We start from the raw sequence: 12,813 nt of genomic DNA on the forward strand, positions 1-12,813 counted from the left end.
TTCACCGGGCCCATACAACCTCAGGTGGCAGCAAGGCGTCCCCTTAAGGTAGTTTTTTCTAATCCACCACCGGAATATGCGGTTTTGCTGATTACAACGCTTATTTTTGCGGGCAAATCCACTGAAAGCCAATGAAAAACGGCTTCAGAAAAGTACCAGCGCCAGCTGTGCCCCTGCTTTGGGAGCGCTAAAAAAGCACAGCAACTTGCAACAGAAGCACATGAAACAATTGACATACCTGCAAAGCGATTCTATGCAGATGAAGACAAAAGCCTTTTTTCTCAAGTGCCTGATGAGCCTGCCTCTCCTGGTGCTGAGCCTGCCACTCCGGGCACAAGCTGATCAAGACAGCATCCCGGTACTCGAATACGGCGAACCGCTGGAGTACGAAATCGGCGGCATTAAAGTCGTTGGCGCAGACTATAGTGATGATAACGCTGTGATCAGTATCGCGGGCTTCCGCGTAGGTGATAAAATCCGCATTCCAGGGCCTAAAATCCAAAAAGCGATTAAAGCCCTTTGGAAACTGCGCCTGTTCACGGATGTCAAAATCGTCAAGGAAAAAACAATCGGTGATATTGTTTTCCTGGAAATTCATGTTCAGGAGCGCCCCCGTCTCACCCGCCACTCCTATCAGGGCGTGAAAAAATCCGTCCATGATGACCTCAACGACGAAGTGAACAAATACCTGCTCAAAGGCGGGATTGTCACTGAAAACGTCAAGACCAACGCTCGCGAAGCCATTGAAGACTATTTTATTGGTAAAGGCTATCTGGATGCCGTAGCCACTGTTCGGGAAATCCCGGACTCCATCCGCCCGAACTCGGTCCGCCTGGTCTTTGATATAGACCGGAAGGACAAAGTGAAAATCCGCAATATCAACTTTGTGGGCAACGACAACGTCAAGGGCAAGAAGCTGCGCAAAAAAATGGAGGACACCAAGGAGAAGCGCCGCCTTTTCGCCTCCTCCAAATTCATTATGGACGAATACGAGGAAGATAAAGAGGCCCTCGTTGCTTTTTACAATACGCTGGGCTACCGGGATGCAGCCATCGAAAGCGATAGCCTATACCGGGATGAAGACGGCTTGCTCAACATCCAAATCAATATCGATGAGGGCAATCAGTACTATTTTCGGAATATCGCCTGGAAGGGCAACTCCATTTACGATGAGCAAACCCTGGCCAACGTACTTAGCATCTCCAAAGGGGATATTTACAATCAGGAACTGCTGCAGACCCGCCTGAGTTTTAGTCAGGATGGACGGGATGTCAGCACGCTTTATATGGACAACGGCTACCTCTTTTTCCAGGTAGACCCTATTGAAGTGGCGGTGGAAGACGATTCCATTGATTTGGAAATCCGAATATTTGAAGGCCCTCAGGCGACGATCGACAAAGTGGTGATCAAAGGCAATGACCGCACGCACGAGCATGTGGTCCGCCGTCAGCTCCGGACACTTCCGGGCAAGAAGTTTAGCCGTTCCGATATCATCCGCTCGCAGCGGGAACTAATGAACCTCAACTACTTCAACCCGGAGACGTTGGGTATCAATACGCCGGTCAATCCGCAGCGGGGCACTGTGGATATCGAGTACACACTTGAAGAAAAACCCTCCGACCAGTTGGAGCTTTCCGCTGGCTGGGGTGGCCTTCAGGGTGTGATTGGTACGCTGGGGGTTTCGTTCAACAACTTCTCCATGCGCAACTTCTTCAACAAGGAAGCCTGGCGCCCCTTACCGCAGGGTGATGGTCAGCGCCTGTCGTTACGTGCGCAGACTAATGGTGCTTTCTTCCAGTCCTATAACGCTACTTTCACTGAGCCATGGCTGGGTGGCAAAAAGCCCAACTCTCTTACCGTGGCTGGTTTCTACAACAAATTTTCGGGCAGCTTTAGCAGAACTAACCCAAGCAGTCTGAGTATTGCTCAGCTATCTGTTAGCCTTGGTAAGCGCCTAAGGTGGCCGGATGATAACTTCGTCACCAGCACTGCCCTAAATCTACAGCAACTCACTTTGATTCAATGGGCCGGACAAGCGTTCACTACCGATCAGAATGAATTTGTGAATAATGGAAAGTTCAACAACTTTAGTATTACACAGACTCTGGTCCGCTCTACGGTTAATGATCCGATTTTCCCGAAAGATGGATCCCGGATTTCACTTTCTGTACAGTTTACCCCACCCTATTCTCTTTTCAACCCGGACCGGGACTACGCCTCAGAGCCGGTACAGGAGCGCTTCCGCTTCGTAGAGTATCACAAGTGGCGGTTTGATGCGGATTGGTATACGCCAATCGTGGGGGACCTCATCTTCAAGGCTCAAGCCAAAATCGGTATGGTGGGCTCTTACGACTCGCGTTTGGGTACCTCCCCATTTGAGCGCTTTCTGCTGGGTGGTGATGGTATTAACAACCAACAGTTCGGTTTCCAGGGTGTGGATATTATCTCATTGCGGGGCTACGAGGAAACGGAACTTCCTGCCAATATCAACCCGGCACGCCAAGGTCAAACGCTGGCCACACCAGTATTCAGCAAGATTACATTAGAACTCCGGTACCCACTTTCGCTCAATCCGAGCTCAACGATCTACGTTTTGGCTTTTGCACAGGGGGGGAATGCGTGGAGGTCCACCCGGGAGTACAATCCCTTTGATCTCCGCCGCTCAGCCGGTCTTGGCCTTCGGGTCTTCCTGCCTATGTTTGGTACACTTGGCTTCGATTACGGTATCGGCTTCGATAAGCCTGGTGCGGATCGGACCATTCAGGGCCTGGGCAACTTCAACATCATACTTGGTTTCGAGCCGGAATAATCTACCGTAACCAAAGACGGAAAACGGGGGCAGCCACCAAAGCTGTCCCCGTTTTTTATTTAGTACATGTAAGTCTTGAGATAGGCCCAGATATCGTGGCGGTTCATAAGGCCATACAACAGGATGGCAATGAAGAGGAACAGGAAAAACAAGCGGGTTTTGCGCATAGTATCCTGGAAGCGCTCCCTGCGGCTCCTGAAGTTTCGTTTTCGGCTTTTATACCCCATTGTTCAATTTTTCGCAAAGGTGCGCTTTTTTCAGGAGTGAAGGTGCCTGCGGCTGGAATTAAATCCCCTTATGGCGCTCCCAGTAATTCTGGTCTTCCACTTCTTCCAGAATTGTCAGGTAGTTTTCGTAACGGAGCACGCTTAGCTCTTCTGACTCCACCGCATCCCGGACGGCACATCCGGGCTCAGAGCGGTGCAGACAGTTGCCGCCGAATTTACAGTCTTCAGAGTACTTGAAAAACTCCTTGAAATTGTGGGCAACATCCATCGGCTCCAAATGAATGAAGGACAACGACTTGATGCCTGGGGTATCAATGATCGCACCACCCTCACGCAGCGCATGCATCTCCGCAAAGGTGGTGGTATGCTGCCCTTTACCCGAATAATCACTTAACTCCTGTGTACGAAGCTCCAGGTCGGGCTCCACGGCATTGACGAGCGTTGACTTGCCCACACCCGACTGGCCTGTAATGAGCGTGGTTTTATCTTTAAGCAATGCCTTGAGTTCGGGTATACCCTGCCCTTCCAGAGCAGAGACCAAAATCGCTTGGTAGCCAATGTGCCCGTAGATGTCGCGCAGGTATTCAAATACGCCCACATGTCCGGTATCGTAGAGGTCGGCTTTATTAAAGACAATGATGGCAGGAATTTCATAGGGTTCCGTCATCAGCAAAAACCGGTCAATAAACCCCTGCTTGAGGTCCGGCTGGGTAATGGTCATAATGACGATGGCCTGGTCGATGTTGCTGGCCAGAAGATGAAGGTCGTGACGGCGGCGGGGCGACTGCCGGACCACATAATTGCGGCGGGGCAGGATATTCCGGATGGTCCCGTTATCTTCTTTTTCACTACGTTCTACCTCGACCCTGTCGCCTACTGCTACGGGGTTAGTGATTTTCTGACCTTCGAGCCGAAATTTCCCGACGATACGGCAGTCCAACACGCTATCATCCGCCATTTGTACCTGATACCAGCTCCCTGTGGATTTAACGACAGTTCCTTGTTCCAAATCTGTTGTGTTTTGAATTTCAGTAGTGCAACCATGCTCAACCCGAGAAGGTTCCCGAAAGCATCAGCTTGCACCGGCATGCACAGCTTCGGCCATGGCACGGAGCAGGCGGCGGTCGTTTTCAATAGCATTGCCTACCACGATGACATCAGCGCCGGCAGTGGCAGTCTGAAAAGCCCGTTCCGGGGTCCGGATACCGCCGCCCACGATGAGCGGAATCTGTGTATTAGTGGCGACCCGGCGTATCATGGCCTCCGAAATGGGGTATCGGGCACCGCTGCCGGCATCCATGTACAGCAGTTTCAGCCCCAGCATCTCTCCGGCGAGAGCCGTCGCCATAGCTATGTCAGGCTTATCAGCCGGAATGGGCGTGGTATTGCTCATGTAGGAAACAGTGGTGGCGGCCCCTCCGTCAATCAGCATATAGCCGGTCCCGATCACCTCAAGATCCGCATGATGGAGATAGGGTGCACTAATGACCTGCTGCCCGATGAGGAGTTCCGGATTGCGGCCGGAAATGAGGGACAGGAAGAGTAAGGCATCCGCATTATCATCGATTTGCAGCGGGCTGCCCGGGAATAACACCAGCGGAAGATTGCAGGACGTACGCAATTGCTGCAAACATGCCGAGAGGGTATTATGGACCAGCAAGCTCCCGCCTACAAACAGAAAATCCACGTTTGTTTGTTCGCCCAGCTCTGCCAGAGCAGGCAAGCCATCTATGCTTACTTCATCGGGATCGATAAGTAAGGCGAAGCACTTGCGGCCCTCTGACTTAGCCTGGCATATTTGCTTATATATAGGATTCGGCTTGGACATATTTTCATTGCAGCTTAGACCGCTAAGATAAAATATTTTTACAGTCCGCTTAATAGCCGGTTCAAGTACGTTTTTGGACCAGCACCGCCATCGACCGCTCCAGCTTTCCGACTTCCAGCCAAAAGGCACGGAATTCTTCGTAGGCAGCAGGGGGCAGTTCTGCCATCTTGCGCTGGAGCACCCTGACTATGGTTATGGTCCCCGGCTGATGGTCAACTTTTAGCTGATAGTAGCCTGTAGGGTGCTCAAGGGTGGCTGTTTCTTCCATGATGCTCTCCACTTCATAGCCATCAGGTAGCTGGTAACTCACGGTGTCGCGGCAGGTAAAGCCTTCTCTTATGGCTATCGGCCAGCGGCGGTTTTCACACGGAGGCGGTGCAGTGCCGACAGCAACCACTGGCAGCAGCGGCAGGAATAAACGCTTTCCCCCTTTGGAGGCGAACCTTTCAGATTGGCCCTCCAAAAACACCTGGCAAGCCGCTTTATCGGGTTCTGGCAACACCTCCAGTTTTTCGATGAGCAGCCCGGGCGCAGCCAGCAAGTTTTCCCGGGCGGCATCTTTCAGTTCTGTTTCCGAATAATAGGCATCCATAGCCCGCCAGCGTTCTGCATCCCTTGCGGCCATCTGAAAGCGCTGGCTGAGGCGGGCATCTCCGGTTTCACTGAGTTGTACGGAGGTCTTTCCACTCCGGATGTTGTCCAGGTACCCCAGATGGGGCGTATGGTATAAACCTCCGCCTTCTTCTTTCACAAGCAATACCTTCCGGTCGTGGTTACCGAAATAGATGTACTGTGGCGGCCCAACCGGAACCGTACATTCAAGCCAGTTGTCCTGCCCGGGCAGGTACAATAAAACATGATTAAACTGGCTTTTGACCAGGGCGGTATCCAGCTTGACCGGTGCACCACCTGTCCGGATGAGTGCCGGGTATGCTTCAATCCCCACTTCCCTGAGCATAGCCCACATGTAATTGGTCAGGGCTTTGCAGTCACCATATTTGTTTTTTGTTACGTATTCGGCATCAAAGGGCTGCCACCCCCCAATGCCCAGCTGTACACTGACATAGCGCATATTCTGCTGAAGGTAGCGGTAAAGGCGGGCAATCTTCTCTTCATCTGAAGTAGCCCCTGCAACCAGTTGTTGGATTTCTGATTTTACCGTTTCAGGGAGTACGCCCCGCCCTTCCCAAAGCGTGTGTATGTACTTACTAAGGGCTGCCCAACTCGAAAATTCCCCTTCGTAACCCTCAATACTAACCCGGCCCGGCACACAAATGGCCTTGGGCAGGAGCTCCTCAGCTTGCGGGGCATATGCTTCATAAGGCAGGGCTTTGAGATACTGTACCTGCCAGGTACAAGACCATTCATCACCGGCATTAGACAGCATTGGTTCAACCGGCAGCCGGTACCCCTTATAATTGACGGGGAAATCCTTCGGTGCACTAACGGAAAACCGGGCAGCCTCTACGCTGTAACCAAAGTGCTGCGGGTACCACTCTTCCCCTGCAGCAAAGTCAATACCTTCCAGCTCACGCTCGTAGCGGTAGCTAATTGTGTAAGGGTAAGTATTATGCCTGACCTCCACGTGCTTGATACGGCGGTCACCATAAAGGGTGCCTCCCGAAACAGCAGAGTAGTCCTTCACTTCGTCTTTATCCACTACCCGCAGTTCCCGGCCCAGTGCATCGTACAGCACAATTTCAATTTTACGGACCCGGGTCCCCTCATCGTAGTAAATAACCAGCTCATTGGCACTGCTTTTTTCATTAAGCAGTGTTAATGTTTTTTCCACTTTGAGATACCCTTTTTTCCCGGACCGGATATCCAGGTCCACATTATAGTCCCGCACTACCACATTAGCGCCTTCTGTCAGGCTGTCGGGAATAGTAAACGCGGCATAGTGCTGTGCCGCAGCAGGCAGCGCAAAAGCCAGGGTGATGGCCAGTATCAATGCTCTCATGGTGCTAGGTCTTTTTTCGGAATACGAATTGCTCGCCCTGCTTTTCGATGACAAGGTCCAGGAACTGTTTTAACGCTAAGTATTCTTCGGGTTCGAAATGTGTTTTATCGAGGCGCAGGCTATACACCAGGTTGACTTTACCTGTAGTTTCGGTCGGAGTAAACTCAAACCTGCCCGCCTTGCCGGGGAGCGCAAAACTAGCAGATTCCGGCATCTCTTCCAGCACATAACCTTCCGGGATTTCAACAATGAAAACATCCCGCACGTCGAAGGGGTGGGCCAGGTCTACCGGATAGCTACGTTCGGCCTTCTGGAAAGGGTTTTCTTCGAAATAAGGCAAGATACAGGGCGAGAAATAAATAAAATCATTGAAGGCCTGAGCTGCACCCGGCACTTGCGCAGTGTAGCCCCACTTCACTGCATCCACAGGGTTATCAGGCAGTGCAACCTGCATTCCCTCTGCCTGGCTTTCCGGAAAGTGCTTTTGCAGCTCCTTTGCCAGCGCCTGCTCCCCTTCTGCTCCGGAAACCAGGTCCCGTATGTCTACAGCGTGGTAGCCTTCGGATTTCGTCTGTAGCTGGTACGACAGGTCACCGTTTTCAGAAAGGCTCATCTGAAACATCCTTGCTGTACTTGCCCCGGGAGGAGCAATATTTATCCACTGTGGGTTCGTTTCGCTAACCAGCCAGCCCACTTTGTTGAGGGAGGCTTTGCGGGGTACGCCTGCCGGGCGCTCATCATCGCTGAGATCCAGAATAAGCAGCTGATCATTGATCCTCGCCACTGTAACCATGTGATTGAACTGCCGGACGATAGGATACAACTGTAGCATTTTACCATGACTGCGGGTGCTTAACAACACTGGATAACACTCCACATCCAGCGCTTTCAGTACGGTCATCAAAATAAGGTTTAGCTCTCCGCTGGAGCCTCGTTTCCGATCAAAGCATTCGAGGACACTCTCCTCTGCGTTGTACCAATACGACCCGTCCCACTCCAACGCATCCTGCAGGTAATAATAAGCAGCAAGCGCTTTTTCTGAGGGCGTCCCCTGTTCAGGGAGGTAAGGAGCAAGCGCTTCCAGTAACTCTTTTTGATTGCGCTTTTTTTCGAATTGAAGCCCAAAAGAAGTCGAGGTAAGCAGGCGCTTCGACACATCCGGCCAGGAAGAAAGAATCTGATCCACAGGCTGGTTCGGAAATCGCACTGCCTGCAACTGAAAACGCAGGCTGGCCCGATAGTCGTCCATTGTGGTAATAAAGGCTTCTTCCTTTAGTGCAGGGACATTTTCCATGACTAAACGGTAACGGGTCACTTCTCCGGACATCGTAGTCGTACCTGAAGCTTGCTTTACAGTGCCCGACATGCCCGCCTGTTTCGTTTTATACTGTACCACACGGAAGTTTTGCGTAAGCCGCTCCTGCTCGTTGATATCCGGGCTGCGGCCATTGGTCAGGAACAAGTATTCGAACCAGACCGGAATATCTATATGCAGTTCGCTCCAGCGGACCGGAATATCGTGCTGATAGTACCAGGAGCGCAGTTGTACGATCCGGTCGGAGGTGATGGTGTAGGTGTACTCAATGACCGCTCCTTCCTCCAGGTTCGGAAAAGTAAACTTTAGTGCTTTCACTTCATCGGCAACCTCCTCTTCATAGAAATCCCGGCCTTTAAGCCGGAAGGTCTGCCCGGACCCCCGTGAAATCGTTTGCGCTTTGAGCCCGCTGATCTGGTCATCGCCATAGAGGTAAAGCTGCACATCACCATAATTAAAGGCAGATTTATCCAGAATCTTGATACGGCGGTGGTGCTCAAAAATATAGCGGGTGCCTTGCCCGAAGTCAAACTTCAGCGTGGCATAATCCCCAAGAATTACAGCAGCAGCAGTGGTGTCTTCCAGGCAAGTGGTCATGTTCAGCTCTTCCAGGTCCACTTGCCCCCACTTCATTGGAGGCTTTTGAGCATTTGAGGTGGTTAAAACAATAATGCTTAGTAATACTAGCGCGAAACGTAGATGGTTCATCATCCAGGGTTTAATGAAAAGATAATATTATGGCTTACGCAGAACGACCTGCGCGGTTAGCTTTTCTGAAAAGGCCTTCATAGCTAGCGCCTCCGGTGGAATTTGCCCAAACCGGGCTTCGGACTGTGCAGAAATGCTGATGGCGACAAAAAGTCCCAAAAAGCTAAGGGTAAAAAGAGCTTTGATTTTCATAGTTCAACTTCAAAGAGCAGCGCGACCACCTTTTGGCATGCTTATCTGGCACCGGACTTTATTTATGCGGAACAGAGAGCGGGCTTTTGGGGGTCGTAGCGCTTCAAACAACAATGAAGCCTCAAAATACAGTTTTTAACGTAATTTTTGAACAGTCAAACCGTTATTTTCGGGTTGACATTACCGAATAAAAAAGTTCCTATGCTGGCACAAACATGCCGATACCTTTGTATTGCCGGGCTTACGGCACTCTTCTTTAGTGCCTGCACACGTAGTACATGCGGGGCAGACAAGACTGCTTTCCTGGACCAGTACCACGATTTACTGGAGGAGGCCAAGTCAGCTGATTTACCGGCCTCTGACCCCGGGTGGTCCAAATACGATGCGGCCTTCCGCAGCTATGTGGAAGAATGCTATGACCTGCACGAGCCGGAAATGACAGGAAGGGAAAAGCGGCGGTTTTGGAGGCAGTCGCTGCGGTACTATTATCAGCGCTATGGCGATGGGCTTGTGAAGGAGCTCAAAGGAAAAGACAAAAGCACCCTGCAAAAGATACAAGAAGAAACAAAAGCCATTTTCGATGAGCCGGATGCCCTGTTTGATGATGCAGCGAAGGGGCTCAAAGAGGACTGGCAGGAGCTGAAGGAGCGGTTTGAATAAAGGAGGAAACCATTAGTTCCAGCGAACTTCATCATCGTCAAAGAAGAAATCGAAGTCATCGAGATCATCGAAGAGGTCATCTCCGAATGCACGGTCTGCGTCGAGGCCCCATTCCTCTTCATCGGTTTCGTCCCACTCTGCCCGGTAACGCTCCAGGGAATAGTCGTCCTCCTGAGGCTCGAAGAGAAAAGCAGGCAGGCTCGCTGCGGACTCAGCGTCCGGTCCACTGCTTTTGAGCTGATCCAGCCAGCGTTCATAAATCTGGCACTGGCAAAAAGCCTCCCCGAACGGGCAGCCTTTGGGTTCGTATTCACAAAAATCCAATTGCCAGATGTTGTATTGCAATACCGGGACCTCCTTCTCCAGCTCAGCCAGCAATACCTGGTAACGAATGGGGGCAGGCAGACCAGCTGGAAAATTAACGATAAAGGAGTGGGCATCCAGGCAGTCCGTCAGTGCCTCCGTAAGCAATAGCATTTGAGCCTCTGAAAGACGGCTGCCAGGCGGAAACCATTCCCGCTTTAAGCCAACCAAGTTGGCGAGTATCTCCCGGGGCGCCATCTTAGCCTCCTCCTCCGCAGTAATAAAGGGGGTGTCTTCGTCATCATCGTAATCAAAAGACAGCACATGTACAGGAAGGCTTACAGTAGCCGCTGCGATATCCGCGAGCAGGTAGTTAATGTATTTATCCATCAGACTTTACTTCCGTGAATGGAATCAGGGTCCATTATTGGCAAGGTAAATATAAATTTCAACGAAATCCAGTCTGTGGAGAATAGTTTTCCACAGTAGCTACTCCTTTAATGCCTTTTGGACGGCTTCCATGCGCTCATTGGGCACCATTAGGGCCAGGTCGTAGTGGCGGATACGCCAGCCTTTTTCGGTATTGGTAAGGACTCCCGAGCCCCGGCAGATGCCCATATGCGGGGTGTCCAGCAGCTCTTCAAACCAGGCGGTCTGCCCGTCTTTGGAGAAATAAACCTCCCGGTCGTAGGGCTTGAAAAGCCAGGCCACTTCCCGGTCGAAGGCTTTTACAGACCATGCCTTCAGCTCGTCACGCAGCCAACGTTCTGTAGCATCGGTGCCCAGATAAATACCGTCTTTGGTCATTTTGCTAAAGAAACCATCCGCGTCAGCTGTTGCAGCAGCTTTGTGCCAGGCATTCAGCAAGGTATCAATGTCTGCTCGGTTATTGGGCGCTTCGGTCAGGCAGCCCTCTGTGTTACGGGTATCTGTAATGTGGGAAATCTTCCAGCCGTCTGCTGTTTTGAAGAGCTCAAAGGCGTTGGTCCCACAGTGCGAAAGTGCTCCGTTATTAAAGAAGGTGTAAGAAGTCCAGGCCGTAGCCAAAAGACCATCTATACGAATGTCATAGCTCCAGATTCGCTCATCCATTGCGTTTTCCTCTACCTGACCTACGTAGTCTGCAAAGCGGTCGAGACTGCCTTTGCGCAAGGTAGGCACGCCTTCCTTATTGATTACAGCTGTAAACATGCCTGCATCTGGCATAAACGCATCGCGCACAGCAGTGCTGTCAGCAGCGCGCATTCCATCAAAAAGCTGCTGAATGGGCTGCTGCACAGCGCTCCACTCCCGGCTGTGCTGAGCCAAGAGCATAAACGGCAGCAGCGCTGCGGCAAAAACAAAACTGTAGTACTTCATGTCCTTGTTGTTTGTGGTACCCGAAAATAAAACTTTCCCGCTACCGTTCTAAAACAAATTACAAAGCTAAGCCGCCAAAAAACCGTCCCCGGGCAGATTATTGCTAATTTGCCGGTACAATAAGCTCAAGACTGATACCCCATATGGATATCTACAACCGAAAATCCCGCTGGAAAATATATTTAGGCATCGCCGGCGCCATTATCGTTGCCATCTCTATGGCTTATACGACCTACCTTTCCAATAAGCTGGCAGAAGAGGAACGGCACAAGGCAGCTCTTTATGTAATGGCTCAGGAACGGCTCAACAACCTGGACGAAATCGCTGCCATCATCAATGACAGTTGCCCTCAGCCAGACCTAACGCTCCACCTGAATATTCTGCAAGCCAACAACACTATTCCTGTGATCGCAGTCAACGACCGGGGCAGGGTGGATTTCAGTGTGAATACCAGTGATACTTCCCAGGCCTACCTGATGCAGGAAGTAGCCCGTATGGAAGCAGATGGGTTTGAGCCCATCCAAAGTACTGCCCACCGGATTTACTATAAGGAGTCTACCCTTTTGCGGCAATTGCGTTACTTTCCGTTTGTACAGTTTGTCCTCATCGCCGCTTTTGTAGGCTTTGGATACATGGGCTTTAGTTCTGCAAGGCGGGCAGAGCAAAACCGGGTATGGGTGGGCATGGCCAAGGAAACCGCTCATCAGCTGGGCACGCCCATTTCAGCTATCGTAGCCTGGATTGAGCACTTGAAGCTCATCCGGGAGTCTGACGAAGAGGTACAGGAAGTGGTGGGTGAATTGCGCAATGACGTGAGCCGACTGGAGCTCATTGCTGACCGGTTCTCCAAAATTGGCTCTGCTCCCAAGCTGGAGCCCATTAATATCTACGAAGAACTGGACGACTGCCGGGCTTATATGCAGCGCCGGGCTTCGAGAAAAGTGGAGTTTCGTTTCCCTGCACCGGATGAACCTGCCAAAACCGTCCACATCAACCCTCATTTGTTTGACTGGGTAGTGGAGAACCTGCTGCGCAATGCCCTGGATGCCATGGACGGCAAAGGGTTCATCGAAGCTGAAATCTATGATGACCAGGACTTTGTGTATGTCGACATCACAGATAGTGGCAAAGGCATACCGGAAGGCAAGTTCAAGACAGTATTCAGACCGGGCTATACCACCAAAAAGCGAGGCTGGGGCCTGGGGCTTTCACTGGCCAAGCGCATCGTGGAGGAGTACCACAACGGCAAGATATTTGTCAAGCGGTCAGAAGAGGGCGTAGGTACCACCTTTACGATTCAGTTGCCGAAAAAGGCCTAGTGGTCTGTCAAGTGTTAATTTATGGGTTGAGTGGGAGCGAATTTTGAGACTAATCGAGACGGATGTTCCCGCGCATAGCAGCGCTACGTAAGGGGTTGTCCAACGAAGAGTAGCCTCAAAAGTCGCCGCAGGC

The 12,813-nt window shown here is 51.3% G+C and carries 11 protein-coding genes; 3 read left to right on the plus strand and 8 right to left on the minus strand.

Features of this window, described 5'->3' with window-relative positions:
* Window positions 1–220 precede the first annotated feature (220 nt).
* Window positions 221–2,809, plus strand: coding sequence for an outer membrane protein assembly factor BamA (gene bamA / locus IX84_RS03780; RefSeq protein WP_044217248.1), 2,589 nt, complete (start codon window positions 221–223; stop codon window positions 2,807–2,809).
* Between the two features lie 59 nt (window positions 2,810–2,868).
* On the opposite strand, the gene IX84_RS33260 is transcribed toward bamA, so the two are convergent.
* The 6 genes from IX84_RS33260 to IX84_RS33265 form a co-directional block, all read right to left on the minus strand.
* On the minus strand, window positions 2,869–3,036 hold the full coding sequence (locus IX84_RS33260) for a hypothetical protein (protein WP_160213649.1): 168 nt from the start codon (window positions 3,034–3,036) through the stop codon (window positions 2,869–2,871).
* 58 nt (window positions 3,037–3,094) lie between these two features.
* Window positions 3,095–4,045, minus strand: a complete 951-nt coding sequence (rsgA, locus tag IX84_RS03785; protein WP_072013641.1) for a ribosome small subunit-dependent GTPase A — start codon at window positions 4,043–4,045, stop codon at window positions 3,095–3,097.
* Window positions 4,046–4,108: 63 nt separating this feature from the next.
* On the minus strand, window positions 4,109–4,864 hold the full coding sequence (locus tag IX84_RS03790) for a phosphoglycerol geranylgeranyltransferase (RefSeq protein WP_044216702.1): 756 nt from the start codon (window positions 4,862–4,864) through the stop codon (window positions 4,109–4,111).
* Window positions 4,865–4,925: 61 nt separating this feature from the next.
* On the minus strand, window positions 4,926–6,824 hold the full coding sequence (locus IX84_RS03795; protein WP_044216703.1) for a DUF3857 domain-containing transglutaminase family protein: 1,899 nt from the start codon (window positions 6,822–6,824) through the stop codon (window positions 4,926–4,928).
* A gap of 4 nt (window positions 6,825–6,828) precedes the next feature.
* Window positions 6,829–8,772 carry a DUF3857 domain-containing protein gene (locus IX84_RS03800; RefSeq protein WP_044216705.1) on the minus strand — a complete coding sequence of 648 codons (1,944 nt, stop codon included), beginning with the start codon at window positions 8,770–8,772 and terminating at the stop codon, window positions 6,829–6,831.
* Between the two features lie 102 nt (window positions 8,773–8,874).
* Window positions 8,875–9,039: a hypothetical protein gene (locus IX84_RS33265; protein ID WP_160213651.1), complete on the minus strand. Its 165-nt coding sequence runs from the start codon at window positions 9,037–9,039 to the stop codon at window positions 8,875–8,877.
* 201 nt (window positions 9,040–9,240) lie between these two features.
* Between IX84_RS33265 and IX84_RS03805 the strand changes: the two genes are divergently transcribed.
* Window positions 9,241–9,699, plus strand: a complete 459-nt coding sequence (locus IX84_RS03805) for a DUF6565 domain-containing protein (protein ID WP_044216707.1) — start codon at window positions 9,241–9,243, stop codon at window positions 9,697–9,699.
* 12 nt (window positions 9,700–9,711) lie between these two features.
* Here the strand turns inward: IX84_RS03805 and IX84_RS03810 are convergent, their stop codons facing one another.
* Together IX84_RS03810 and IX84_RS33890 are read right to left on the minus strand one after the other, a co-directional pair.
* Entirely contained in the window at window positions 9,712–10,392 is a 681-nt protein-coding gene (locus tag IX84_RS03810) for a hypothetical protein (RefSeq protein WP_044216708.1), read from the minus strand.
* Window positions 10,393–10,491: 99 nt separating this feature from the next.
* Window positions 10,492–11,361, minus strand: a complete 870-nt coding sequence (locus IX84_RS33890) for a nuclear transport factor 2 family protein (protein ID WP_081968598.1) — start codon at window positions 11,359–11,361, stop codon at window positions 10,492–10,494.
* Between the two features lie 143 nt (window positions 11,362–11,504).
* Between IX84_RS33890 and IX84_RS03825 the strand changes: the two genes are divergently transcribed.
* On the plus strand, window positions 11,505–12,680 hold the full coding sequence (locus IX84_RS03825) for a sensor histidine kinase (RefSeq protein WP_044216710.1): 1,176 nt from the start codon (window positions 11,505–11,507) through the stop codon (window positions 12,678–12,680).
* Window positions 12,681–12,813: the final 133 nt, after the last annotated feature.

The organism is Phaeodactylibacter xiamenensis (assembly GCF_000759025.1).
Lineage (GTDB): Bacteria > Bacteroidota > Bacteroidia > Chitinophagales > Saprospiraceae > Phaeodactylibacter > Phaeodactylibacter xiamenensis.

Coding starts and splice junctions, on each gene's coding strand:
- IX84_RS33260 (WP_160213649.1), bottom strand. CDS start 3,036: ATGGGGTATAAAAGCCGAAAACGAAACTTCAGGAGCCGCAGGGAGCGC.
- IX84_RS03825 (WP_044216710.1), top strand. CDS start 11,505: ATGGATATCTACAACCGAAAATCCCGCTGGAAAATATATTTAGGCATC.
- IX84_RS33890 (WP_081968598.1), bottom strand. CDS start 11,361: ATGAAGTACTACAGTTTTGTTTTTGCCGCAGCGCTGCTGCCGTTTATG.
- bamA (WP_044217248.1), top strand. CDS start 221: ATGAAACAATTGACATACCTGCAAAGCGATTCTATGCAGATGAAGACA.
- IX84_RS03800 (WP_044216705.1), bottom strand. CDS start 8,772: ATGAAGTGGGGGCAAGTGGACCTGGAAGAGCTGAACATGACCACTTGC.
- IX84_RS03810 (WP_044216708.1), bottom strand. CDS start 10,392: ATGGATAAATACATTAACTACCTGCTCGCGGATATCGCAGCGGCTACT.
- IX84_RS33265 (WP_160213651.1), bottom strand. CDS start 9,039: ATGAAAATCAAAGCTCTTTTTACCCTTAGCTTTTTGGGACTTTTTGTC.
- IX84_RS03795 (WP_044216703.1), bottom strand. CDS start 6,824: ATGAGAGCATTGATACTGGCCATCACCCTGGCTTTTGCGCTGCCTGCT.
- IX84_RS03805 (WP_044216707.1), top strand. CDS start 9,241: ATGCTGGCACAAACATGCCGATACCTTTGTATTGCCGGGCTTACGGCA.
- IX84_RS03790 (WP_044216702.1), bottom strand. CDS start 4,864: ATGTCCAAGCCGAATCCTATATATAAGCAAATATGCCAGGCTAAGTCA.